18 protein-coding genes are annotated in these 23,845 nt (G+C 71.8%); 11 read left to right on the plus strand and 7 right to left on the minus strand.

The window, feature by feature from the left end; all coding sequences use genetic code 11:
• Nucleotides 1–45 precede the first annotated feature (45 nt).
• From QCN29_RS23425 to QCN29_RS23435, 3 genes are all read right to left on the minus strand, one after another.
• On the minus strand, nt 46–705 hold the full coding sequence (locus tag QCN29_RS23425) for a hypothetical protein (RefSeq protein ID WP_398859775.1): 660 nt from the start codon (nt 703–705) through the stop codon (nt 46–48).
• A gap of 337 nt (nt 706–1,042) precedes the next feature.
• Entirely contained in the window at nt 1,043–2,869 is a 1,827-nt protein-coding gene (locus tag QCN29_RS23430; RefSeq protein WP_279930588.1) for a glycoside hydrolase family 3 protein, read from the minus strand.
• A gap of 171 nt (nt 2,870–3,040) precedes the next feature.
• Nucleotides 3,041–3,952, minus strand: a complete 912-nt coding sequence (locus QCN29_RS23435) for a LysR family transcriptional regulator (RefSeq protein ID WP_279930590.1) — start codon at nt 3,950–3,952, stop codon at nt 3,041–3,043.
• A gap of 117 nt (nt 3,953–4,069) precedes the next feature.
• Here QCN29_RS23435 and QCN29_RS23440 point away from each other — a divergent pair, with 117 nt between their 5' ends.
• The 3 genes from QCN29_RS23440 to QCN29_RS23450 all read left to right on the plus strand — a co-directional run bounded on the left by QCN29_RS23440 (nt 4,070) and on the right by QCN29_RS23450 (nt 9,119).
• On the plus strand, nt 4,070–5,029 hold the full coding sequence (locus QCN29_RS23440) for an EamA family transporter (protein WP_279930591.1): 960 nt from the start codon (nt 4,070–4,072) through the stop codon (nt 5,027–5,029).
• 340 nt (nt 5,030–5,369) lie between these two features.
• Nucleotides 5,370–7,598 (plus strand): SF1B family DNA helicase RecD2, encoded by a 2,229-nt coding sequence (recD2, locus tag QCN29_RS23445; protein WP_279930592.1) that lies wholly within the window; start codon nt 5,370–5,372, stop codon nt 7,596–7,598.
• Between the two features lie 231 nt (nt 7,599–7,829).
• Nucleotides 7,830–9,119 carry a citrate synthase gene (locus QCN29_RS23450; RefSeq protein ID WP_279930594.1) on the plus strand — a complete coding sequence of 430 codons (1,290 nt, stop codon included), beginning with the start codon at nt 7,830–7,832 and terminating at the stop codon, nt 9,117–9,119.
• Nucleotides 9,120–9,604: 485 nt separating this feature from the next.
• Here QCN29_RS23450 and QCN29_RS23455 read toward each other — a convergent pair whose 3' ends face one another.
• Complete coding sequence (locus QCN29_RS23455) at nt 9,605–9,835, minus strand: heavy-metal-associated domain-containing protein (protein WP_240135524.1); 231 nt, start codon at nt 9,833–9,835, stop codon at nt 9,605–9,607.
• Between the two features lie 204 nt (nt 9,836–10,039).
• Here QCN29_RS23455 and QCN29_RS23460 point away from each other — a divergent pair, with 204 nt between their 5' ends.
• Nucleotides 10,040–11,254 carry a cation:proton antiporter gene (locus tag QCN29_RS23460; protein WP_279930597.1) on the plus strand — a complete coding sequence of 405 codons (1,215 nt, stop codon included), beginning with the start codon at nt 10,040–10,042 and terminating at the stop codon, nt 11,252–11,254.
• 51 nt (nt 11,255–11,305) lie between these two features.
• Here the strand turns inward: QCN29_RS23460 and QCN29_RS23465 are convergent, their stop codons facing one another.
• Both QCN29_RS23465 and QCN29_RS23470 read right to left on the minus strand, forming a co-directional pair.
• Nucleotides 11,306–11,503: a helix-turn-helix transcriptional regulator gene (locus tag QCN29_RS23465; protein ID WP_279930598.1), complete on the minus strand. Its 198-nt coding sequence runs from the start codon at nt 11,501–11,503 to the stop codon at nt 11,306–11,308.
• 264 nt (nt 11,504–11,767) lie between these two features.
• Nucleotides 11,768–12,679, minus strand: a complete 912-nt coding sequence (locus QCN29_RS23470; RefSeq protein ID WP_279930599.1) for a sugar phosphate isomerase/epimerase family protein — start codon at nt 12,677–12,679, stop codon at nt 11,768–11,770.
• Nucleotides 12,680–12,815: 136 nt separating this feature from the next.
• Between QCN29_RS23470 and iolC the strand changes: the two genes are divergently transcribed.
• From iolC to mmsA, 5 genes are read left to right on the plus strand one after another with little or no spacing between them, the layout of a single operon-like run.
• Nucleotides 12,816–13,868, plus strand: coding sequence for a 5-dehydro-2-deoxygluconokinase (iolC, locus tag QCN29_RS23475; RefSeq protein ID WP_279930600.1), 1,053 nt, complete (start codon nt 12,816–12,818; stop codon nt 13,866–13,868).
• Entirely contained in the window at nt 13,865–14,749 is an 885-nt protein-coding gene (locus QCN29_RS23480; RefSeq protein WP_240135519.1) for a Cgl0159 family (beta/alpha)8-fold protein, read from the plus strand. The genes iolC and QCN29_RS23480 overlap by 4 nt, the downstream gene beginning before the upstream one ends.
• 16 nt (nt 14,750–14,765) lie before the next feature.
• Nucleotides 14,766–15,677: a 5-deoxy-glucuronate isomerase gene (iolB, locus tag QCN29_RS23485; RefSeq protein WP_279930601.1), complete on the plus strand. Its 912-nt coding sequence runs from the start codon at nt 14,766–14,768 to the stop codon at nt 15,675–15,677.
• On the plus strand, nt 15,674–17,578 hold the full coding sequence (iolD, locus tag QCN29_RS23490) for a 3D-(3,5/4)-trihydroxycyclohexane-1,2-dione acylhydrolase (decyclizing) (RefSeq protein ID WP_279930603.1): 1,905 nt from the start codon (nt 15,674–15,676) through the stop codon (nt 17,576–17,578). Before iolB ends, iolD begins: the two co-directional genes overlap by 4 nt.
• A gap of 48 nt (nt 17,579–17,626) precedes the next feature.
• Nucleotides 17,627–19,126, plus strand: coding sequence for a CoA-acylating methylmalonate-semialdehyde dehydrogenase (gene mmsA / locus QCN29_RS23495; RefSeq protein ID WP_240135516.1), 1,500 nt, complete (start codon nt 17,627–17,629; stop codon nt 19,124–19,126).
• Nucleotides 19,127–19,716: 590 nt separating this feature from the next.
• Here mmsA and QCN29_RS23500 read toward each other — a convergent pair.
• Nucleotides 19,717–20,154: a GNAT family N-acetyltransferase gene (locus QCN29_RS23500; RefSeq protein ID WP_279930606.1), complete on the minus strand. Its 438-nt coding sequence runs from the start codon at nt 20,152–20,154 to the stop codon at nt 19,717–19,719.
• A 122-nt stretch (nt 20,155–20,276) separates the two neighbouring features.
• Here QCN29_RS23500 and QCN29_RS23505 point away from each other — a divergent pair, with 122 nt between their 5' ends.
• Together QCN29_RS23505 and QCN29_RS23510 are read left to right on the plus strand one after the other, a co-directional pair.
• Nucleotides 20,277–22,937 (plus strand): alpha/beta fold hydrolase, encoded by a 2,661-nt coding sequence (locus QCN29_RS23505; protein WP_279930607.1) that lies wholly within the window; start codon nt 20,277–20,279, stop codon nt 22,935–22,937.
• Nucleotides 22,934–23,803 carry an ABC transporter permease gene (locus tag QCN29_RS23510; RefSeq protein WP_279930608.1) on the plus strand — a complete coding sequence of 290 codons (870 nt, stop codon included), beginning with the start codon at nt 22,934–22,936 and terminating at the stop codon, nt 23,801–23,803. The genes QCN29_RS23505 and QCN29_RS23510 overlap by 4 nt, the downstream gene beginning before the upstream one ends.
• Nucleotides 23,804–23,845: the final 42 nt, after the last annotated feature.

Below are 23,845 nucleotides of genomic sequence, written 5' to 3' on the forward strand. Positions count from 1 at the left end.
CGCAGGCCCGTAGGCCCGTGAGCCCGGAGGGGCTGCGTCCGCCCGTCAGACACGGCGGGCGCAGCCCACCGGCCGCTCCCCGCCGAGCGTGACGAACAACTCGGTGGACGGCGGGCACTGGGCGCGCCGCGCCACCGCCGAGGCCACCTCGTACTGCGGGGCGTGCTCGCCCGACCCGTCGCAGGCGGTCTCCTTCACTTGCCCCTTGCGCGCGGTGTAGACGCAGTCGCCGACGACGGTGTGGGGGCCGCCGCCCCCGCCCGGATCGCCCGGATGCGGAGGCTCCAGATTCCGCATGCAGGCGTAGCCGCGGGAGACCTCGCCGTCGCCGTCCTCGTCCGCGGCCGACAGGCTCTCCGAGATGTGCAGGACGAAGTCCGTCGTCTGGGGGCACGCACCGCGGCCCGTCGAGGCGAGTCCGTCGTACCGGGCGAGGACCAGGGCCGTCGCCTTCTCGCTGCTGCACGGCGCCTCGTGGAACTCCCGCCCGCGCGAGACGCATTCGCCCCGCCCCAGGAAGACCGCACCGTACCCGGGCGTCGCCGGGGCGGACGACGCCCCGGACGCCGAGCCGCCGGAGCCTCGGGGACCGGGGGCCGCACGGCCGCCCGCGGCCTCCTGGCAGCCGGTGCACAGCACCGCCGTCACCACCGCGGTCAGCAGGACCGCAACCGACGCCGGCACCCCCCAGCTCCGTCCACCCATCCCGCCGCCCCCTGCAACCCCGGCCCGAACGCCGGCCGACGCTCACCGCCGTCGCCGATCACTGTCTCCAGCGTGGCGCGCCACCACGGGCGCACGCCAGCGACGCGGACGGTTTTCGCGCGAGTGGGCACGAATGGGGGTCGTGCGCCCCGGGCGCGGGATACGCCCGCCTACGCTAGGCCCTGGCGTTCGGATCTTGCCGGGCTCGCGTGCCCTGGCACCGCACCTCGCTGCGTTGTCATCAGTCGCCGATGCTCCGCATGGACTCCTTCTTCCGCCTTGCGATGCACGGCACCAGACCCCGCTCCCTGATCCGGCCTGATCCAAACGACAGGGCCTAGGCGTACGAGAGTCCGTGGCCGATCGGATAGAGCACCTGCGCCGGGTCGTCGGCGCGCTGCACGGGCGCCGGCAGCCGTCCGCGGGGCTGCGCACGGCCCGCGATCACCCGTGCCGCGGCCCGCACTTCGACATCGGTCCAGCCGTACGAGGCGAGTGCCGCGGGCACCCCCGCCAGCTGGGCGACGTCGTACGGATTGCGCACGGCGAGGGCCACGACCGGCACCCCGGTGTCCAGCAGCCGTTGCACCAGGGTGCGCTGGGAGCTGCCGGCGGTGACGTTGTAGGTGAGCACGATGACCGTGTCCCGGCCGTACGCCGCCGCTGCCGCCTCCTCGATCCGCGCAGGGCCCGGGGACGTGCCGGTGGGCAGGGAGACGGCGTCAAAGCCCAGCTCGTTGAGCGCGCCGGCCATGACGGACGTCGGGGGTCCCGTGGTGCCGGAAGGGGAGGCGGGGTCGGCGCCGACGACCAGCAGCCTGCGGTGCGTGCGCGTCCCGCGGCGGCCCAGCGGAAGCAGCCGGTCCTCGTTCACCAGCAGGGTCGTGGTCTCCTCGGCGATCCGGTCGGCGGCGGCGAGATGCGACCGCGCGCCGACGGTCCGCTCGACGTCCCGGTGGGAGACAAACGGGTCGCGCAGCAGGCCGAGGCGCTCCTTGAGCCGCAGAATCCGCAGCACGGACTGCTCGACGCGCTCGACGGCGAGCTCGCCGCTCTCGACGGCGTCCAGCACGGCGTTCCGGGCGAGGGCCAGGTCGGGCGGGTTGAGCAGTTGGTCCGCGCCCGCGTGGAGGGCCAGCACCGGCACCCGGTCGTCCCCGTACTTCTCCCGTACGCCCTGCATGCCCAGCGAGTCCGTGACGATCACTCCGTCGTAGCAGAGTTCCTCGCGGAGGATGCCGGTGAGGATGGGACGGGACAGCGTCGCCGGGTCGCCGCTCGGATCGAGGGCGGGGAACTGGATGTGCGCCGTCATGACGGCGTCGGCCCCGGCGGCGATCGCGGCCCGGAACGGCGGGGCGTCGAGCTCCTCCCATTCCTCGCGGGTGTGGGTGATGACCGGGATGCCGGTGTGCGAGTCGACGGTCGTGTCGCCGTGGCCGGGGAAGTGCTTGGCCGTGGCGGCGACCCCGCCGCTCTCGTATCCGCGGACCTGGGCGGCGACCATGCCGGCCACCCGCTGGGGGGCGGCGCCGAAGGACCGTACGCCGATGACGGGGTTGGCGGGGTTGACGTTGACGTCGGCGACGGGGGCGTAGTTCTGCCGGATGCCCATGGCGGCCAGCTCCGCCCCCGCGATCTGCGCGGCTCGCCGGGCGTCGGCTGCGGAACCGCCCGCCCCCAGTGCCATCGCGCCCGGCAGCAGCGTGGCCGGCTTGCCCACACGGGCGACGATGCCGTGTTCCTGGTCGGTGGAGACGAGCAGCGGCACGGGGGCCGACTGGGCGAGCCCGGCACGCTGGATCCCGTTGGACAGATCGGCGATCTGGTGCGGATCGCGGGTGTTGTGCGCCCAGGTGAAGTAGATGATCCCGCCGACGTGGTACGTGGCGACCAGCTCGGCCGCGGTGCGCACGCCGATCTCCTTCAGGTTCTGCTCGGCGTCGGCGGGATCCGGGTCGGTGGCGGAGTGCCCGTACACCCTCATCACGAAGAGCTGGCCGACCTTCTCCTCCAGGCTCATCCTGGCGATGAGCCGCTCCAGCCGTCCGCGCCGCCCGGTGTGCTCCTCGGCCGCGGCGTGCGGCGCGGGCACGGCGGCGACGGAGGCCGCTCCGGCGGTGGCGGTGAGAAGGGTGCGTCGGGAGAGGTTCCGGCTCTGCACGGGTGCTCCTTCCGGCCTTGCGCGACAAGGTAGTTGAAGGAAACTTCCAAGCCTCACGGGTGACCGGAAATTACTGCCGGGTCAATGCCGTGGCAAGGGCCGCCGCACGCGCCACGCGGAAACATCACCGCCCTGGCTGTGCGCCGCATCCCGTCCCCGGCGCCGCCCGCCCTACGCCGCCGACGCGACCGCCGGCCAGACCGACCGGAGCGTGCGGACCGCCTGAGTGATCGCGGGGCGGCGGGCCGCGCCCGTGCGCCACAGGGCGTACAGCCGGCGCGTCGGCACCGGCTCCAGCCGCACCGCCGCCACTCCGGGCGGCAGCGAGCCCCGGCCCAGCCGGGGCACCAGTGCGATGCCGAGCCCCGCGGCGACCAGGGCCACCTGGGTGTGGTACTCCTCCGCCTGGTGGACGAGGAGCGGCTCACAGCCCGCCTCACGCAGCGTCCGCACCAGCCAGTCGTGACAGACCGTCCCCGGCGGCTGGCAGATCCACCGCTCCTCCCCGAGGTCGGCGCGCCGCACGGCGGCGCGCCCGGCCAACCGATGGCCGGCCGGCACCAGCACATCGCACCGGTCGTCGCCGATCACGGCCTGCTCCACCCCCGGCGGGGCGGGAATCGGCGCGACGTCCCAGTCGTGTGCGACGGCCAGATCGAGCGCCCCGCGCTCCACCAGGCCGATCGACAGATGCGGATCGACCTCGGTCAGCCGGGCGTCCAGCGCCGGGTGACGGCGCGCCAGCTCGGCGAGGACCTGCGGCATCAGCCCGCATGCGGCGCTGGCGAAGCAGCCGACTGCCAACCGCCCCGCCGGCACGCCGCGCTGCTCTTCGAGCCGGACCTCCGCCTCCTCCACCAGGGCGAGCAGTTGCCGGGCGGTGCCGGCCAGCATGCGCGCCTCGTCGGTGAGGCGGACGCCCCGCCCCTGCCGTTCCAGCAGCGTGGTGCGGGTCTCCCGCTCCAGCTTGGCGATCTGCTGGGACACGGCGGACGGGGTGTAGCCGAGCGCGGCGGCGGCCGCGCCGACCGTTCCGTACACGGAGACGGCGTGCAGCGCCCTGAGCCGTCCGAGGTCCAGCATCGTGCCTCCTGCTCCGGTGCAACCGCCGGCTGCCGCCCGATTGCTGACGTCTGCTTCATCCAATCATGAAGCAATCCGTGCTGGTGCTAAACAGTGCGCGGAGGCGATCCTCGGTCCATGCGCCCTGCACATATGGCACTCGCCGTGGCCGTCACCGCGGTCTGGGGAGTGAACTTCGTCGTCATCGAGCTGGGTCTCGACCACTTTCCGCCGCTGCTCTTCTCCGCGCTGCGCTTTCTGGCGGCGGCGCTGCCCGCGGTCTTCTTCGTCGGCAGGCCCAAGGTCGCCTGGAAATGGCTGCTCGGCGTCGGACTCGTCCTGGGGGTGGCCAAGTTCGGGCTGCTGTTCCTCGGCATGGAGCAGGGCATGCCCGCCGGGCTCTCCTCCCTCGTCGTGCAGAGCCAGGCCGTCTTCACCGCCCTGTTCGCCGCCGCCGCGCTCGGTGAACGCCCCGGCGGGGCCAAGACTCTGGGCATGGCGACGGCGCTGGCCGGCATCGCCCTCGCCGCCGTCGACGAGGGCGCGACCGGCCCCCTCCATGCCTTCCTCCTCGTCATCGCGGCCGCCGCCTGCTGGGGCGTGTCCAATGTCCTCACCCGCAAGGCCGCCCCGCCCGACGCGCTGAACTTCATGGTCTGGGTGTGCACCGTGCCCGTGCTGCCGCTGCTCGCGCTCTCCCTCCTCTTCGAAGGGCCCGACGCCGGGGCGGCGGCGCTGCGCTCCCTGGACTGGGCAGGGGCGGGGGCCGTCGTCTATGTGGCCTGGGGAGCCACGGTCTTCGGATTCGGCGCGTGGGGATATCTGCTGCGGCGTTACCAAGCCTCCTCGGTCGCCCCGTACTCGCTCCTCGTGCCGGTCTTCGGCATGTCGGCGGCGGCGCTCGTGCTCGACGAGTCGGTCAGCCCGCTCGGCTGGGCGGCGGCCGTGCTGCTCATCGCGGGCGTCGCCGTCACCTCGCTGTCGCGGTCGGCAGCCGCCCCGGATGCCGCCGGCCCGCCGCGGACAGCCCGGGCAGCGGGGCGGCCCGCGGATGCCGGCGCTTCTCGGGCTCCCAGCACGGCCAGGTCCCTTCGCTGAAGACGGCCAGCTCGCCCAGCTCGCCCAGTTCGCCCAGCGGACCGGCCTCGTCGTGCGTCCGGGCTGGAAGTGGCGGAAAATCACTCCCCGCAGTCGTGCAACCCTTTCTGCGTGACATGGGTCGTACTGGTCGGCGAGGTTCCCGGGGGGTGGATCCGGGGGGATCCGGGGAGCCTCGGCCGAGTGGGGGGAAGGGGGAAGGCGGGGGCCCGGCCGTGTGGCCGGGCCCGTTGTCCCCGTGGAGCCGCACGGGTACGTCGGGCACATCCGGGTACGCCCGGGCACGTCCGGTTGTCCACAGGTCGCCCGCGGTGTCGGAGCCCGGCGGTAGCGTCGGAGCATGTCCAACGCAGCAGTGCTCGAAGGAGTCCTCGAGCGCATCACCTATGCCAACGAGGAGAACGGGTACACGGTCGCCCGCGTCGACACCGGCCGCGGCTCCGGCGAGCTGCTCACCGTCGTCGGATCTCTGCTCGGCGCGCAGCCGGGCGAGTCGCTGCGCATGGAGGGCCGCTGGGGCTCCCACCCCCAGTACGGAAAGCAGTTCACCGTGGAGAACTACACCACGGTCCTCCCGGCCACCGTCCAGGGCATCCGCCGCTATCTCGGCTCCGGGCTGATCAAAGGCATCGGCCCCAGGATCGCCGAGCGGATCGTGGACCACTTCGGCATCGACACGCTCGACGTCATCGAGCAGCGCCCGGACAGGCTCATCGAGGTGCCCGGCCTTGGACCCAAGCGGACCAGGCTGATCGGCGCGGCCTGGGAGGAGCAGAAGGCCATCAAGGAGGTCATGGTCTTCCTGCAGGGCGTGGGCGTCTCCACCTCCATCGCCGTCCGCATCTACAAGAAGTACGAGGACGCCTCCATCTCGGTCGTGAAGAACCAGCCGTACCGCCTCGCCGCCGACGTCTGGGGCATCGGCTTCCTCACCGCCGACAAGATCGCCCAAGCGGTGGGCATTCCGCACGACAGCCCCGAGCGGGTCAAGGCAGGACTGCAGTACGCCCTGTCGCAGTCGACCGACCAGGGCCACTGCTTCCTGCCCGAGGAACAGCTCATCGCCGACGCGGTGAAACTGCTCCAGGTGGACACCGGCCTGGTCATCGAGTGCCTCGCCGAACTCGCCGGCGAAGAGGAAGGCGTGGTGCGGGAGCAGGTCCCGGCCCCGGACGGCGGGGACACACCGCTGACGGCCGTGTATCTGGTCCCCTTCCACCGCGCCGAGCTGTCGCTCTCCGGCCAGCTGCGCCGGCTGCTGCGCGCCGAGGAGGACCGGATGCCGGCCTTCCAGGACGTCGCCTGGGACAAGGCCCTGGACTGGCTCGCCTCCCGTACGGGCGCGCAGCTCGCGCCGGAACAGCAGTCCGCGGTCGAACTGGCGCTGACCAGCAAGGTCGCGGTGCTCACCGGCGGCCCGGGCTGCGGCAAGTCCTTCACGGTCCGCTCGATCGTGGAGCTGGCCCGCGCCAAGAAGGCCAAGGTGGTGCTGGCCGCGCCCACCGGCCGGGCCGCCAAGCGGCTTGCGGAGCTCACCGGCGCCGAGGCGTCCACCGTGCACCGGCTGCTGGAGCTCAAGCCGGGCGGCGACGCGGCCTACGACCGCGACCGGCCGCTGGACGCCGATCTGGTGGTGGTCGACGAGGCGTCGATGCTCGATCTGCTGCTGGCGAACAAGCTGGTCAAAGCGGTGGCGCCGGGTGCGCATCTGCTGCTGGTGGGGGATGTGGACCAGCTGCCCAGCGTCGGCGCCGGGGAGGTGCTGCGCGATCTGCTCGCCGACGGCGGGCCGGTGCCCAGCGTCCGGCTGACGCGGATCTTCCGCCAGGCGCAGCAGTCGGGCGTCGTCACCAACGCCCACCGCATCAACTCGGGTAAGCAGCCCGTCACCACCGGACTGGCCGACTTCTTCCTCTTCGTCCAGGACGACACGGAGGAGGCGGGACGGCTGACGGTCGATGTGGCGGCCCGGCGCATCCCCGCCAAGTTCGGCCTGGACCCGCGGCGGGATGTGCAGGTGCTCGCGCCCATGCACCGCGGCCCCGCCGGCGCCGGCACGCTCAACGGCCTGCTCCAGCAGGCGATCACCCCTGCCCGTCCCGATCTGCCGGAGAAGCGCTTCGGCGGCCGGGTCTTCCGCGTCGGCGACAAGGTCACCCAGATCCGCAACAACTACGAGAAGGGGCAGAACGGCGTCTTCAACGGCACGGTCGGGGTCGTCACTTCCCTCAGCGTCGACGACCAGCGGCTTACCGTGCTCACCGACGAGGACGAGGAGGTGCCGTACGACTTCGACGAGCTGGACGAGCTGGCGCATGCCTACGCCGTGACCATCCACCGCTCGCAGGGCAGTGAGTATCCGGCCGTGGTGATCCCGGTCACCACGGGAGCCTGGATGATGCTCCAGCGCAATCTGCTGTACACGGCCGTGACCCGTGCCAAGAAGCTTGTGGTGCTGGTCGGCTCACGAAAGGCGATAGGACAGGCGGTGCGCACGGTGTCCGCGGGTAGACGGTTTACAGCGCTCGACAGCCGACTGGCCGTGCCCGTGTCCGTGCCGGCCGGCTGACGGGCGCGCACCCGTCGCCCGGGCGACCCCTACGGTCCCCCAAGGAGTGGCAAACGCCGCCCCCGGTTTCCGGAACCAGGGCGAACGGGGCAAGATGAGCAGGTTGGCGGCACTCAGTGCCGCCGATTAGCCCAATGGTCGACCCCGAGTGCACTCTCCTGAGCCAAATGGGGGATGGTAGAGACAGTCAGGGCACCTCTAAGAAGAGGCACTACGTCGGTGAGGGATGACGTGAGCGACAACTCTGTAGTACTGCGGTACGCGGACGGTGAGTACACCTACCCGGTGGTTGAGAGCACCGTCGGCGACAAGGGCTTCGACATCGGGAAGCTCCGAGCCCAGACCGGTCTGGTGACCCTGGACAGCGGCTACGGCAATACGGCCGCCTATAAATCGGCGATCACCTACCTCGACGGCGAGCAGGGCATCCTGCGCTACCGCGGCTACCCGATCGAGCAGCTCGCGGAGCGCTCGTCCTTCCTCGAGGTGGCGTATCTGCTGATCAACGGAGAGCTGCCCACGGTGGACGAGCTCTCCGCGTTCCGGGACGAGATCACCCAGCACACGCTGCTGCACGAGGACGTCAAGCGGTTCTTCGACGGCTTCCCGCGCGACGCCCACCCGATGGCCATGCTGTCCTCCGTGGTCAGCGCGCTGTCCACGTTCTACCAGGACAGCCACAACCCGTTCGATGAGAAGCAGCGCCATCTGTCCACGATCCGGCTGCTCGCCAAGCTTCCGACGATCGCGGCGTATGCCTACAAGAAGTCGATCGGCCACCCGTTCGTCTACCCGCGCAACGACCTCGGGTATGTGGAGAACTTCCTGCGGATGACCTTCTCGGTCCCCGCCCAGGAGTACGAGCCGGACCCGGTCGTGGTCGCGGCGCTGGACAAGCTGCTGATCCTGCACGCCGACCACGAGCAGAACTGCTCCACTTCCACGGTGCGGCTGGTCGGCTCCTCGCAGGCGAACATGTTCGCCTCGATCTCCGCGGGCATCAGCGCCCTGTGGGGTCCGCTGCACGGCGGCGCCAACCAGTCCGTGCTGGAGATGCTCCAGGGCATCCAGACCAACGGCGGCGATGTCGACTCCTTCATCACCAAGGTGAAGAACAAGGAGGACGGCGTCCGGCTGATGGGCTTCGGCCACCGCGTCTACAAGAGCTTCGACCCCCGTGCGAAGATCATCAAGGCGGCGGCGCACGATGTCCTCTCCGCGCTCGGCAAGTCCGACGAGCTGCTGGACATCGCGCTCAAGCTGGAGGAGCACGCGCTCTCCGACGACTACTTCGTCTCGCGCAACCTCTACCCGAACGTGGACTTCTACACGGGTCTGATCTACCGCGCCATGGGCTTCCCGACCGAGATGTTCACGGTGTTGTTCGCGCTGGGCCGGCTGCCGGGCTGGATCGCCCAGTGGCACGAGATGATCAAGGAGCCGGGTTCCCGCATCGGCCGTCCGCGCCAGATCTACACCGGCGAGGTCCTGCGCGACTTCGTCCCCGTCGAGGCCCGCTGAGCCGCAGGCCGCCGCTGGCCGAAAGCGCCCCGCCAGCCGATCCCCCCACGGGTCGGACGGCGGGGCGCTTCCATATCCCGGAGCGGATTCCCCCCACGGGATCCGGCCGGGCGTCTGGCCGGGCGCGGAAGCTCCGCGCGCGGTCTGCCGGGGTACGTACGTACGGGAGGGCCGCTCAAAGCTCCCCGGTGCACGTGCCCCGGCCTACGCTTGCCTGGGACGTCCCCCAAGACATCCCATGAACGTCCCCCAAGACGTTCCTGGCATCGCCCACTTAGACTCGCCACGAGCCTGAATGGTTACCCCCAAATATCTGTGATCTAGGTCTCCTTGTGAAGGTCCTGTGACCCACTTGTAGTTACACGAACGCAAAACTTTCCCCATGGCAAGGCCGGGCCTGCCATGGGGAAAGGTGATGAAGGGGTGAAACCGGGACGCTTGTGGTGCCGGCTCGGCCTCAGGGGATCTCTGGAGCCCGTCGGGACTCAGGCGCTCGCAGTCAGCTCGTAGCCGGCCTCGTCGATCGCCTCGCGCACGGCCGACTCGTCCAGCGGCGCGTCGGAGACCACGGTGACCTGACCCGTGGCGGCGACGGCCTGGACCGAGACGACCCCCTCGAGCGCGGAGAGCTCGCCGGTGACCGCCCCCTCGCAGTGGCCGCAGGTCATTCCGCTGACCTGGTAGACGGTGGTGACGGTCTTCGTCTCGGCGGTCATGGCGAATCTCCTCTTCGAGGCGGTGACGCTGTTCGCTGTCGTCGTTCGCTGGCGTGTGCGGGGCGCGGCGGGTGCACGGTGACTCATACGCATACGAGCGCGCCGCCGTTCACACTCTATACCCCTAGGGGGTATAAATGCGAACCCTTGCCCGGTCGTCCGCGTGTCCGCGAACCGAGCCTTTGAAAATGGTAGATACCTCCCATGTCGTACTCGGGGACGCTGATCCTGATCATGTCCATCGCGGTGCTCGCGCCGCTGCTGGCCTACGGCGTCGGGCGCTGGATGCCCGTCCCGCTCGTCATCTTCGAGATCCTGCTGGGCGTGCTGATCGGGCCCGACGTCCTCGACTGGGCCGAATCCAGCCCCCTGGTCGACGGGCTCTCGGAACTCGGCCTGGCCATGCTGATCTTTCTCGCCGGGTACGAGACCGACTTCGGCCGGGTCCGCCGGAACACCCTGCGGCGGTCCCTCTGGGCCTGGCTGATCACCCTCGGGGCAGGTCTGGCGATCGGCTGGCTCCTGGCGGGCGGCGGCTTCAGCAAGGGCGTCTATATCGGCACGGCGCTTACCACCACGACACTGGGGACCGTACTGCCCGTGCTGCGCGACTCGGGTGATCTGGGAACCCCCTTCGGCCCGGTGATGCTGGCGTTCGGCGCGGTGGGGGAGTTCGGGCCGATCATCGCCATGGCGCTGCTGCTCAGCGGGCGGAATCCGGGGCAGTCGACGGTGCTGCTCGTGGTGTTCGCGGCGCTGACCGCCGGGGCGGTGTTCTGGGCTCTGCGGCCCCGTCCGCCGTGGTTCTCCCGGCTGATCGCGGCGACGCTGCACACGAGCGGACAGTTCGCGGTCCGGCTGGTGTTCCTGATGCTCGCGCTGATGCTGGGGGCGGCGCAGGCGCTCGGGCTGGACGTCCTGCTCGGGGCCTTTGCCGCTGGACTGATCACCCGGCTGGTGCTGGCCGGCGCGGCCCCGGAGAGCAGCAGGGAGGTGCTGGGCAAGGTGGAGGGTGTCGGATTTGGGTTTCTGGTGCCGGTCTTCTTCATCGTCACCGGCATCGAGTTCGATCTTGACTCGCTGCTCGACGGCGGTCGGGAACTGCTGCTCGTCCCCGGCTTTCTGGCGCTGTTCCTGCTGGTGCGCGGCGCTCCGATGTGGCTGCTGGCCCCTCGGGACTTCGTACGGCGGGACCGTGCGGCGCTGGTGCTGTACGGCTCCACCGCGCTGCCGCTGGTCGTGGCGATCACCGCGCTCGCGGTAGACGCACGGGCGATGACGACGGGTGAGGCGGCGGCGCTCGTCGGTGCGGGCATGGTGTCGGTGCTGGTGTTCCCGCTGCTGGCGCTCAGGTGCCGGGCCGGGGCGGAGATGCGGGAGCGGGCCGCCCTGCCGTCCGAGGGCGAGGAGTCATGGTGAAGGGCCCCGCCGCAGCGGGGCCCGGGGGGTGTGCCGTCGGGTCGGCCCGGGTCAGTCCCTGCGGATGCGGTTCCCCGGCCGGTTGGCCGCCCAGGAGCGGACGGTGTCGGCGTACCAGTAGGGCTTGCCGCTCTCCACATGGTCGGGCGCGGGCAAGTGGCCGTGCTTGCGGTACGAGCGGACCGTGTCCGGCTGCACCCGGATGTGCGCGGCGATCTCCTTGTACGACCAGAGCCTTCTGTCGGTCATGGCGGCACCTCCCTGCGCGCGCTGCAGCGGCGGCGCGGGGGGCCGTCGGGGGAGCTGCGGCGCGGATGCTCGGCGATCAGTGAGATCACTCAGCCTGTGCCCCGGTGCGGACTCGGCGTGACCGTGCGGGGCAGGGATGTTGACGGACTGTGACAAAAGGGGAGTGAAACAGAGACAACTGTGGTGGCTTGGTGACAAACCTGGCCGAAGCCCGCCCCGGTCGAAGCCCGCCCCGGCCGTACGGGCGGCGGCGCTGACGGTGCTTCAGGCGCCGCAGGAGCGCAGGAAGCGTCGTGTGCGCTCGGCGACGGGGAACGGCTTGTCCGGCGGGCAGGGGTACATGTCCTGCTCGACGATGGCGAACAGCTCCACGTCCAGAGCCTGGGCCGCCGCGAGCACGGGCTCCAGCGCGGGGACGCCGGCGGGCGGTTCGCACATCACCCCGCGGGCCACGGCAGGTCCGAACGGCACCTCGTCCGCGACCACTTCGGCGAGGATCTCGGGGTCCACCTGCTTGAGGTGGAGATAACCGATCCGCTCGCCGTAGGTCTCGATCAGCTTGACGCTGTCGCCGCCGCAGTAGGCGTAGTGGCCGGTGTCCAGGCAGAGCGAGACCAGGTCGGGGTCGGTGGCGTCGAGCAGACGGCAGACGTTCTCCTCGGTGTCCACATGGGTGTCGGCGTGCGGATGGACGACGATCTTCAGACCGTACCGCTCGCGCACCTCGCGGCCCAGGCGCTCGGTCTGTGCGGCGAGATCGCGCCATTGCTGCGCGGTCAGCGTGCTGTCCTCGAGCACCTTGCCGGTCTTGTCGTCCCGCCAGAAGGACGGGATGACGACGAGGTGCTCCGCGCCCATGGCCCGGGTGAGCGCTGCGATGTCGGAGACATGGGCCCAGGTCCGGTCCCAGACGGCGGGCCCGTGGTGCAGGGAGGTGAAGACCGTGCCGGCCGAGACCTTCAGCCCGCGGCGCCGGGTCTCGGCGGCGAGGACGGCGGGGTCGGTGGGGAGGTAGCCGTAAGGGCCCAGCTCGATCCACTCGTATCCGGCGTCGGCGACCTCGTCGAGGAAGCGCTGCCAGGGGACCTGCCGGGGGTCGTCGGGGAACCACACCCCCCAGGAGTCGGGGGCGGAGCCGACCCGGATGCGGTTCAGGGCGGGAGAGGAGGAGGTCATGGCGGCCACTTTTCCGGCCGCCGGAGAAAGGTGTCAACCCTTCGTCCGAATGTAAGGACAAAATGTTGACAGGGTTCCGCAGGGGCGACTAGACCTGAGGGCAGCCGGCGACCGTCGTCGAGCCGAAGGGACGCGTATGCCTCAGCCGTACGACGTGATCACCATGGGACGCATCGGTGTGGACATCTATCCGCTGCAGACCGGGGTGCCGCTGGCACAGGTCGACACGTTCGGGAAGTTCCTCGGCGGCTCCGCGACGAACGTCGCCGTCGCCGCGGCCAGGCTCGGCCGCCGGACGGCGGTCGTCACCCGCACCGGCCGCGACGCCTTCGGGGACTACCTCCACCAGGCACTGCGGGAGTTCGGGGTGGACGACCGGTGGGTGACGCCCGTCGACTCCGCTCCGACGCCGGTGACGTTCTGCGAGATCTTCCCGCCGGACGACTTCCCGCTCTACTTCTACCGGCAGCCGAAGGCCCCCGACCTCCAGATCCACGACCATGAGCTGGACCTGGACGCGATCCGCGACGCACGGGTCTTCTGGATGACGGGCACCGGCCTGTGCACGGAGCCCAGTCGCGGCTCGACGCTGGCGGCGCTGGCCGCCCGGACGCCCGGCGACGGGTTCACGGTGTTCGACCTCGACTGGCGGCCGATGTTCTGGCAGGGCCGAGCAGAGGACACCCGGCGGTACTACGCCGAGGCGCTGGCGCATGCGACCGTCGCCGTCGGCAACCTCGACGAGTGCGAGGTCGCCACCGGCGAGCGCGAACCGCGGGCCGCAGCCCGAGCGCTGCTCGCCGCGGGCGTGCACCTCGCGGTCGTCAAGCAGGGCCCCAAGGGCGTGCTGGCCGTCTCCCGCGACGGCGACGAGGCGGAGATCCCGCCCGTCCCGGTCGACGTGGTCAACGGCCTCGGCGCGGGCGACGCGTTCGGCGGGGCGCTGTGCCACGGCCTGCTCGCCGGCTGGGAGCTGCCCCGCGTGATGGGCTACGCCAACGCGGCGGGCGCGATCGTGGCCTCCCGCCTCGCCTGCTCCTCCGCCATGCCGTACGACCCCGAAGTCGCCCAAGTCGTCACCGGCGGTCCCATACCGCCGCAACCCCCGCCCGGCGGCTCCGTCAGAGAACCGAGGGGCCGTCAGGCGCCCGAAGGCGGCGGACCCCGCAGCCACGGAGGTGCGGTGTGAACGCCGTCGACATCTCAGAGCTCGTCGCGATCCGCACCCGGCATCCCGAGGCCGTCGCCGAGGCCGCCGCACGGCGGCGCAGACGGCCGCGCCTCGTCGGGGAGAACGGACGGCTGATGATCATCGCGGCGGACCATCCGGCCCGCGGCGCGCTCGGCGTCGGCGACAGCAGGCTCGCCATGGCCAACCGGCTCGACCTGCTGGAGCGCCTCTGCCTCGCGCTCTCCCGGCCAGGCGTCGACGGAGTCCTCGCCACCGCCGACATCCTCGACGACCTGCTGCTCCTCGGCGCGCTCGACGACAAGGTCGTCATGGGGTCCATGAATCGCGGCGGACTCTCCGGCGCCGTCTTCGAGCTCGACGACCGCTTCACCGGCCACCGCGCCCAGGACCTGGCGCGCCTCGGCTTCGACGCGGGCAAGCTGCTGCTGCGCATCGACTACGACGACCCCGGCTCCCTGGACACCCTGCACTCCGCGGCCCGCGCCGTCGACGAGATGGCGGAGCGTCAGCTGCCCGTCTTCATCGAGCCGTTCATATGTCACCGCGCCGACGGCCGCCTCCGCAACGATCTCAGCGCGGAAGCGGTCACCCGCTCCATCGCCATCGCCTCCGGACTCGCGGGCACCTCTGCGTACACCTGGCTGAAGGTGCCCGTCACCGACGACCCCGCCGACATGGCCGCGGTGATGGAGAGCTCCACACTGCCCGCCGTGCTCCTCGGCGGCGAGATCGGCGACGACCAGGAAGGCGCGTACGAGAAGTGGCGCGGGGCGCTGCAACTTCCCACCGTGCAGGGGCTGGTGGTGGGCCGTTCACTGCTCTATCCGGTCGACGGCGACGTCACGGCGGCGGTCGACACCGCCGTAGGGCTTCTGTAGGGGGTACGCACAGACCATGGACCACCACACCGGACAGCACACCGCCCGCCCGCCCTACGTGGCCGCCGGGCACGCCGCCGACCCGCCCTACGCACTGCGCGTCGACCCCGAGGACGCCGGCTGGGGGTACTCCGCGCTCCGCGTCCTTCAGCTCGCGCCCGGCGGCGCCCACACCCTCGCTGCCGGCGACAGCGAGTGGATCGTGCTGCCGCTCAGCGGCGGTTGCACGGTGCGCGTCGATGACGGGATCTTTGAACTGCAGGGCAGGAAGAGCGTGTTCAGCGGGGTCAGCGACTTCGCCTATGTGCCGCGCGACGCCCATGCCCAGATCGCCTCCGGCGCGGGGGGCCGCTTCGCCCTGGCAGGAGCGAAGTGCGAGCGACGACTCCCCGCTCGCTACGGCCCCGCGCCGGAGGTTCCCGTCGAGCTGCGCGGCGCCGGCGTCTGCTCCCGCCAGGTGAACAACTTCGCCGCCGCCGGGGTCTTCGAGTGCGACAGGCTGATCGCGGTCGAGGTCCTCACCCCCGGCGGCAACTGGTCCTCGTACCCCCCGCACAAGCACGACGAGCACCGGCCCGGCGTCGAGTCCGCGCTCGAGGAGATCTACTACTTCGAGATCGCGGACGACGGCCTCGGCTACCACCGCGTCTCCCCGTCCCGTCCCGGCGGCGCCGACACGCTCGCCGAGGTCCGCACCGGCGACGCCGTGCTCATCCCCGACGGCTGGCACGGCCCCTCCATCGCCGCGCCCGGACGGGACATGTACTACCTCAACGTGATGGCCGGGCCGGGCCCCGAGCGGCAGTGGCTGATCTGCGACCACCCCGACCACGCCTGGATCCGCGACACCTGGCCGTCGCAGCCCGTCGACCCCCGGCTCCCCCTGTACACAGCCGCGGGATCCGACAGCGAGGAGAACCCCCGATGAACGCAGCAGACTCACACCAGGGCACCCGGCGGCTCACCGTCGCCCAGGCCCTCCTCGCCTTCCTCGCCCGCCAGTACACCGAGCGCGACGGCCGCCGCCACCGGCTGATCAGCGCCACCTGGGGCATCTTCGGCCACGGCAACGTCGCCGGGCTCGGACAGGCGCTGCTGGAGTCCGGCACGGAGATGCCGTACTTCCAGGGCCGCAACGAACAGGCCATGGTGCACGCCGCCGTCGGCTACGCCCGCCAGTCCCGCCGGCTGTCCGCCCACGCCGTCACCACCTCCATCGGCCCCGGAGCGACCAACCTGGTCACCGGCGCCGCCCTGGCCACCGTCAACCGGCTGCCCGTGCTGCTCCTGCCCGGCGACACCTTCGCCACCCGCCCCGCCGACCCGGTGCTCCAGCAGCTCGAAGTCCCCTCCGCGGGCGATGTGTCCGTCAATGACGCGCTGCGGCCCGTCAGCCGCTACTTCGACCGCGTCACCCGACCCGAGGCGCTCATCCCAGCCGCCCTGGCGGCCATGCGGGTGCTCGCCGACCCGGCCGAGACCGGCGCGGTCACCCTCGCGCTGCCGCAGGATGTGCAGGCGGAGGCGTACGACTGGCCCGAGGAGTTCCTCGCCCCGCGGGTGTGGACCGTGCGCCGCCCCAGGCCCGACGCCCATGAGCTGGCCCAGGCCGTCGCCGCCGTACGGGCCGCCCGCCGCCCCCTGATCGTCGCGGGCGGAGGCGTACGCCACAGCGAGGCCGAGAAGTCGCTGCGCGTGCTCGCCGAGACCACGGGCATCCCCGTCGCCTCCACCCAGGCGGGCAAGGGCGCGCTGCGCCACGACCACCCCTGCGACCTCGGCGGCATCGGCCACACCGGCACCGCGGTCGCCGACGAACTGGCCCGCGCCGCCGATCTGGTCATCGGCGTCGGCACCCGGTGGACCGACTTCACCACCGCCTCCTCGACGCTCTTCCAGAACCCGGACGTCCGCTTCCTCAACCTCAACATCACGGGCTTCGACGCCCACAAGATGTCCGGCCGGACCCTGCTCGGCGACGCACGCACCACGCTCGACGAGCTGACCGTCGCCCTGCGCACCCTCGGCGCCCGCGTCGAGCACGGCTACGAGCTCCGGTACACCCAGGGCAAGGCGGACTGGGAGCGGCGGGTGACCGCCGCCTACGCGGCCGAGGACCCCGACGCCCGCCCCACCCAGACCCAGCTGCTCGGCGCTCTCGACGCGCTGGTCACCGGCGACGACATCGTGATCAACGCGGCCGGATCGCTCCCCGCCGATCTGCACAAGCTGTGGCGGCCGCGCGCCACGGACCAGTACCACGTCGAGTACGGCTACTCCTGCATGGGCTATGAGCTGCCCGCCGCCATCGGCGTGGCGCTCGCCGCCCCCGGCCGGCCCGTCTGGGCGCTCGTCGGCGACGGCACCTATCTGATGAACCCCACCGAGATCGTCACCGCAGTCCAGGAGAACGTCCCGATCAAGGTGGTCATCGTCCAGAACCACGGATACGCCTCGATCGGCGGCCTCTCCGAGTCGGTGGGCGCGGAACGCTTCGGCACCGCCTACCGCTCCCGGTCCGCCGCCGACCGCAGCTACACCGGAGACCCCCTCCCCGTCGACCTCGCCGCCAACGCCGCCTCCCTCGGCCTGCGCATGATCCGCGCGAAGACCGTCGGCGAACTGCGCGAGGCCCTCGCCGAAGTGCGCGCCGCAAAGGTCCCCGCAGGTGTCTACATCGAGACCGAAACGGCAGACACTGTGTCGGGCGCGCCCCCGGCACAGGCGTGGTGGGATGTTCCGGTGGCCGAGACCGCGACCCGCCCGTCGGCGGTCAAGGCCCGGGAAGAGTACGAACGGCAAGCCGCCGCCCGCCGTCGCCATCTGTGACCGCCGCCGCCATCCGTGGACGCCGCCATCTGTGAAGGAGCACGAGCAATGAAGACCGTCAACCACTGGATCGGTGGCAAGGCCGTCGAGGGTGCGTCGGGCAACTGGGGCCCGGTCACCGATCCCGCCACCGGCGCGGTCACCACGCAGGTCGCCCTCGCCTCGGCCGAGGAGGTCGGCGCGGCGGTCGCCGCCGCCAAGGAGGCGTACCGGACCTGGGGCGCCTCCTCGCTGGCCCAGCGCACCGCGATCCTCTTCCGCTACCGTGCGCTGCTGGACGCCCGCCGCGACGACATCGCAGCGCTGATCACCGCCGAGCACGGCAAGGTGCACTCCGACGCGCTGGGAGAGGTCGCCCGCGGACTGGAGATCGTGGAGCTGGCGTGCTCCATCACCACCCAGCTCAAGGGCGAGCTGTCCACCCAGGTCTCCAGCCGGGTCGACGTGGCCGCGATCCGCCAGCCGCTGGGCGTCGTCGCCGGCATCACCCCGTTCAACTTCCCGGCCATGGTGCCGATGTGGATGTTCCCCCTCGCCGTCGCCTGCGGCAACACCTTCGTCCTCAAGCCCAGCGAGAAGGACCCCTCCGCCGCCAACCTGCTGGCCGAACTGGCCGCGGAGGCCGGACTGCCGGACGGCGTGCTCAACGTGGTGCACGGCGACAAGGTCGCCGTCGACGCGCTGCTCGCCCACCCGGACGTGACCGCGGTGTCCTTCGTAGGCTCCACTCCCATCGCGAAGTACATCCACACCGCCGCGTCCGCCAACGGCAAGCGCGTACAGGCGCTCGGCGGCGCCAAGAACCACATGCTGGTGCTGCCCGACGCGGATCTGGACGCGGCCGCGGACGCCGCCGTGTCGGCCGCGTACGGCTCCGCAGGGGAGCGCTGCATGGCGATCTCCGCGGTCGTCGCGGTCGGCGCGATCGGAGACGAGCTGGTGGAGAAGATCCGCGAACGCGCCGAGAAGATCAAGATCGGCCCGGGCGACGACCCGGCGTCCGAGATGGGCCCGCTGATCACCAAGGCCCACCGCGACAAGGTCGCCTCCTATGTGACCGGCGCGGCCGCCCAGGGCGCCGATGTCGTCCTCGACGGCACCGGATTCACCGTGGACGGGTACGAGGACGGCCACTGGATCGGACTGTCGCTGCTCGACAAGGTGGCCGTGGACTCCGACGCCTACCGCGACGAGATCTTCGGCCCGGTGCTGTGCGTGCTGCGCGCCGAGACGTACGAGGACGGCGTCGCCCTCATCAACGCCTCGCCCTTCGGCAACGGCACCGCGATCTTCACCCGCGACGGCGGCGCGGCCCGCCGCTTCCAACTGGAGGTCCAGGCGGGCATGGTCGGCGTCAACGTGCCGATCCCGGTGCCGGTGGGCTACCACTCCTTCGGCGGCTGGAAGGACTCGCTCTTCGGCGACCACCACATCTACGGCAACGACGGCGTGCACTTCTACACTCGCGGCAAGGTCGTCACCAGCCGCTGGCCCGACCCGTCGGAGGCGCCGGCCGGAGTGGACCTGGGCTTCCCCCGCCACGACTGAGCGCTCACGCGCTGCCCGGCGCGGGTCGCCAGGCCCCGGCGATCCGCGCCCCGGGCCGCCGGGCCCCGGGTCCTGCCGCCGAGGGGCGGCAGGCGTCGGCCTGGACGCCGCAGACGAAACAGGACGCGCAGACGAGAACGGCCCGTACGGACCCCCGTCCCATACGGGCCGTGGCGCGTGCGCCCGACGGGATCCAGTAGACCCCGCAGGGCTGTTCCGGGGCCACCGATTTTCCCCCGCCGCCAAGCCGCCCGAGCCTGGGGCTCCGCCCCGGACCCCGCACCTCGATCTCACCCGGCTGCCGCCCCCGGACCCCGTCCGGGGACACCCCCGACAGGCGCCCCCAAGGGACTCGTCTCAAGCCCGGCCGGCGCTTGGGGACGCGGCCGAGGACAGTCTGGAGACGCTGCAGCACCGGGGCGAGGACGCGGACACGGCCGCCGAGTTCCTCTTCGGAATGGGGCCGATGCGGCACCGGCTCCGCGACGCCGACCCCCACTCCCTCGACCGGGCGCGCACCGCCGCCACCGACCTGTTCCGCTCCTGCGAAGACGCCGACGGGGTCCGGCTCGTCGCCCGCCTCCGGCTGGTCAACGCCCGCCGGCCGGGCCCGGCGCCGGGAACCGCCAGGTGATGACGGCGCACACCCCGTCATCCTCGCCGCCCGCCGACCGGTATGTCGCAAGCGCCGCGTCGTTGTCCGTGTCCACCCCGACCCACATGTCGTAGCAGCCCCGCTCCCGCGCGGCCTCGGCCAGCGCCTCGGTCAGCGCCCGGCCGACGCCGCGCCTGCGGTGCGCCTCGTCCACCGACAGCTCGTACAGACACATCTCCGTGCCCTTGTCCGGATGCAGCATCTCGATGCCCGAGACCATGCCTACGGGCCTGCCGTCGTCCGCGTAGGCGATCAGCATCAGATGCCCGGGGGCGGCGAGAAAGCGCTCAGCCCACTCCGGGCGGGCAGGACGGTCGTAGAGATGGTCCGCGCCCATCAACTCGGAGACCGCCGTCGCACGCCTGATATTCACATGTATCCCTTTCGCATACCGCGTCTGGTGTAGGGCGACCGTAGTGCGTACTCCTCAAGGAGGCTCGCGAATTCCGCCCCGCGGCAGCCGGGCGGCCACCGCCCTCCGCTTAGGGTCGTCCCATGCAGATCCGACTCCCCCGCCCGTCCCTGCCGTCCTGGGCGCGCGGACGCTGGATCGCGGCGGCGGCCGCGCTGGCCGTCCTCGCCGGCGCGGGCACCTGGACCGCGGTCGCCGACGACGGCGCGCCGGACGTGCACCGCGAGGACCTCGTACAGCGGATGCCCGGCGCGGAGATCGACACCTCCTACTTCGTCACGGAGGGCGGCGGGCGCAGACCGGCCGTCCTCCTCGGCCATGGCTTCGGCGGCAGCAAGGACGACGTCCGCGCCCAGGCCGAGCAACTCGCCCGCGACGGATACGCCGTGCTGACCTGGTCCGCCCGCGGCTTCGGCGACTCCACCGGAAAGATCGGACTCAATGACCCCGCACACGAGGTCAAGGACGTCTCCCGGCTGATCGACTGGCTGGCGGACCGCCCCGAGGTGCAGCTCGACGCCGCGGGCGACCCGCGCATCGGCGTCAGCGGAGTCTCCTACGGCGGTGCGACCTCCCTGCTCGCCGCGGGCCACGACACGCGCGTGGACGCCATCGCACCCCGGATCACCTACTGGAACCTCGCCGACGCGCTCTTCCCCGACGGCGTGTTCAAGAAGCTCTGGGCCGGGATCTTCTTCACCGCGGGCGGCGGCTGCGACACCTTCGAAGAGCAGCTCTGCGCGATGTACGAACGCGTCGCGGTCTCCGGCCGGCCCGACCGGGCCGCCCGCGAGCTGCTCGGCTCCCGCAGCCCCTCCGCCGTCGGCGAGCGCATCAAGGTCCCCACCCTGATCGTGCAGGGCCAGACCGACTCCCTGTTCCCGCTCGGGCACGCCGACGCCATGGCCCGGCGGATCAGCGCCAACGGCGCGCCCGTCGCGGTCGACTGGATCGCCGGGGGACACGACGGCGGAGACCGGGAGACCAGCCGTGTCGAGGCCCGCATCAGGCGGTGGTTCGACCGCCATCTCAAGGACGACGCCTCCGCGGGCACCGGGCCCGCCTTCCGGGTGAGCCGCACCGGAGGCGTCGACTCCACCGATGGACGGGCACTGCTGCGCGGCGCCGTCGCCGACCGCTACCCCGGGCTCGCCGACGGCGTCCGGGAGTTCGCGCTCATCGGGCGGGAGCAGACCTTCGAGCGCCCGGCCGGCGCCGCCCCGCCCGCCGTCTCGGCGGTGCCCGGTCTCGGCGGCGGCCTCGGACAGCTCGGCACCTCCCTCGGCGTGGGCATCTCCCTGGACTTCCCCGGACAGCACGCACGCTTTGACTCCGCCCCGCTGCGGCAGTCGCTGCGCATCACCGGATCGCCCACCGTCCGCGTCCGGGTCTCCTCCGACAGCGGCGACGCCGTGCTCTTCGCCAAGGTCTATGACGTCGGGCCCGACGGCCGCTCCCAGGTGCTGCCCGCACAACTGGTCGCACCGGTCCGGGTCACCGGCGCGCAGACGGGCTGGGAGGTCGAACTGACCCTGCCCGCCGTGGACCACGAGGTCGACGCGGGGCACCGGCTGCGGCTGGTGCTGTCGGCCACCGACCTCGGCTATGCCTCCCCGGCCGAGCCGGCCTCCTACACGGTGGGGCTCGCAGACGCGGGCGGGCTGTCCGTGCCCACCGCACCCAGCGTGCGGACGCAGCCCGCCGGGCTGCCCTGGTGGACGTGGGCGCTGCCCGCCGCGGGCGCGGTCCTGGCCGCCGCCCTGCTGGTCACGGCCCGCCGCCGGTCCGTCGCACCCGCCCCCGACCCGTCGCTCGCGGATGTGCCGCTGCAGATCACCGGGCTGACGAAGCGTTACGCCAAGTCCGCCGACCGCTATGCCGTCCAGGATCTGTCCTTCCGCGTAGAGAAGGGCCAGGTGCTGGGACTGCTCGGCCCCAACGGAGCGGGCAAGACCACCACCCTGCGCATGCTGATGGGGCTGATCTCCCCGGACGAGGGCGAGATCCGCGTCTTCGGCCAGGCGATCAGACCGGGCGCACCCGTGCTGTCCCGGGTCGGGGCATTCGTCGAAGGCGCGGGCTTTCTGCCGCATCTGTCCGGGCGGGACAATCTGGAGCTCTACTGGAAGGCCACCGGCCGTCCCGCCGACGACGCCCATATCGACCAGGCGCTGCAGATCGCGGGGCTCGGCGACGCCCTCGCCCGCGCGGTGCGCACCTACTCGCAGGGCATGCGGCAGCGGCTCGCCATCGCCCAGGCCATGCTCGGTCTGCCGGATCTGCTCATCCTCGACGAACCGACCAACGGCCTGGACCCGCCGCAGATCCGCGAGATGCGCGAGGTGATGATCCGGTACGCGGCCGGGGGCCGGACGGTGATCGTCTCCAGCCATCTGCTGGCGGAGGTCGAGCAGTCCTGCACCCATCTGGCAGTCATGGACCGCGGGCGGCTGGTACAGGCCGGGCCGGTCGCGGAGATCACCGGGGAGAGCGACACCCTGCTGGTCACCACCGCCCAGGAGGTGGCGGAACCGCTCGTCGAGAAGATCGCCGCCCTGCCGGGGGTCGGTTCCGCGATCCGCGTGGACGAGGGTCTGCTCGTACGGCTGGACGACACGGCCGCGACCCTGAGCGCCACCCGGCTCATCGCCGAACTGGTGCGGCTGGAGGTGCCGCTGACGGGAGTCGGCCCGCACCGCCGACTCGAGGACGCGTTCCTCACTCTGATCGGAGGCTCCGCATGACCGCCCCGCCGCCGCTGCTCGACGCGGCCCCGGGATACCGCGCCCGGCACACGCTGCCGCTGCGCGTCGAGGCGCTGCGCCAGCTCAAGCGTCGCCGCACGCTGGTGATGGGCGCGGTGCTGGCCGCACTGCCGCTGGTGCTGATCGCAGCCTTCGCCATCGGCGGCGGCCCGGACGACGAGGACGGCGGCGGGCGGGTGACGCTGATCGACACCGCGACCGCGTCCGGTGCCAACTTCGCCGCCACCTGTCTCTTCGTCTCCGCTGGCTTTCTGCTGGTGGTGCCGGTGGCGCTGTTCTGCGGGGACACCGTGGCGGCCGAGGCCAACTGGTCCTCGCTGCGCTATCTGCTGGCCGCGCCCGTGCCGCGCGCCCGGTTGCTGTGGTCCAAACTGGCCGTGGCGCTGGGCTTCAGCGCGGCGGCCATGCTGCTGCTTCCCCTGGTCGCTCTGGCGACGGGCACGCTCGCCTATGGCTGGGGCCCGCTGAAGCTTCCTGCCGGAGGCTCCCTGGCCGCCGGGGACACCCTGGCACGGCTCGGGCTGGCGGTGGCCTTCGTCTTCGTCTCCCAACTGGTCACCGCAGGGCTCGCCTTCTGGCTCTCCACCAAGACGGACGCCCCGCTCGGCGCGGTCGGCGGTGCCGTCGGCCTGACGATCATCGGCAATGTTCTCGACGCGGTCACGGCACTCGGCTCCTGGCGCGATGTGCTCCCCGCGCACTGGCAGTTCGCCTGGATCGATGCGCTCCAGCCGCAGTTGGAGTGGAGCGGGATGGTGAAGGGCGCGGCGGTCTCGGTGACCTATGCGCTGGTGTTCTTCGCGCTGGCGTTCAGGAACTTCTCCCGGAAGGACATCGTCTCCTGAGGCTCGTCTCTTGGACCCCGCCCCTTCGGGTGTGCGGACCTG

Source organism: Streptomyces chengmaiensis (assembly GCF_029846775.1).
In the GTDB taxonomy this organism is placed as follows: domain Bacteria; phylum Actinomycetota; class Actinomycetes; order Streptomycetales; family Streptomycetaceae; genus Streptomyces; species Streptomyces chengmaiensis.

What these genes read in the sequence shown, in the direction of transcription:
- QCN29_RS23460 (WP_279930597.1), top strand. Translation starts at nt 10,040, where the DNA reads ATGTCGTACTCGGGGACGCTGATCCTGATCATGTCCATCGCGGTGCTC.
- QCN29_RS23505 (WP_279930607.1), top strand. Translation starts at nt 20,277, where the DNA reads ATGCAGATCCGACTCCCCCGCCCGTCCCTGCCGTCCTGGGCGCGCGGA.
- QCN29_RS23435 (WP_279930590.1), bottom strand. Translation starts at nt 3,952, where the DNA reads ATGCTGGACCTCGGACGGCTCAGGGCGCTGCACGCCGTCTCCGTGTAC.
- mmsA (WP_240135516.1), top strand. Translation starts at nt 17,627, where the DNA reads ATGAAGACCGTCAACCACTGGATCGGTGGCAAGGCCGTCGAGGGTGCG.
- QCN29_RS23510 (WP_279930608.1), top strand. Translation starts at nt 22,934, where the DNA reads ATGACCGCCCCGCCGCCGCTGCTCGACGCGGCCCCGGGATACCGCGCC.
- QCN29_RS23465 (WP_279930598.1), bottom strand. Translation starts at nt 11,503, where the DNA reads ATGACCGACAGAAGGCTCTGGTCGTACAAGGAGATCGCCGCGCACATC.
- QCN29_RS23425 (WP_398859775.1), bottom strand. Translation starts at nt 705, where the DNA reads ATGGGTGGACGGAGCTGGGGGGTGCCGGCGTCGGTTGCGGTCCTGCTG.
- iolC (WP_279930600.1), top strand. Translation starts at nt 12,816, where the DNA reads ATGCCTCAGCCGTACGACGTGATCACCATGGGACGCATCGGTGTGGAC.
- QCN29_RS23470 (WP_279930599.1), bottom strand. Translation starts at nt 12,679, where the DNA reads ATGACCTCCTCCTCTCCCGCCCTGAACCGCATCCGGGTCGGCTCCGCC.
- iolD (WP_279930603.1), top strand. Translation starts at nt 15,674, where the DNA reads ATGAACGCAGCAGACTCACACCAGGGCACCCGGCGGCTCACCGTCGCC.
- QCN29_RS23455 (WP_240135524.1), bottom strand. Translation starts at nt 9,835, where the DNA reads ATGACCGCCGAGACGAAGACCGTCACCACCGTCTACCAGGTCAGCGGA.
- recD2 (WP_279930592.1), top strand. Translation starts at nt 5,370, where the DNA reads ATGTCCAACGCAGCAGTGCTCGAAGGAGTCCTCGAGCGCATCACCTAT.
- QCN29_RS23440 (WP_279930591.1), top strand. Translation starts at nt 4,070, where the DNA reads ATGCGCCCTGCACATATGGCACTCGCCGTGGCCGTCACCGCGGTCTGG.
- iolB (WP_279930601.1), top strand. Translation starts at nt 14,766, where the DNA reads ATGGACCACCACACCGGACAGCACACCGCCCGCCCGCCCTACGTGGCC.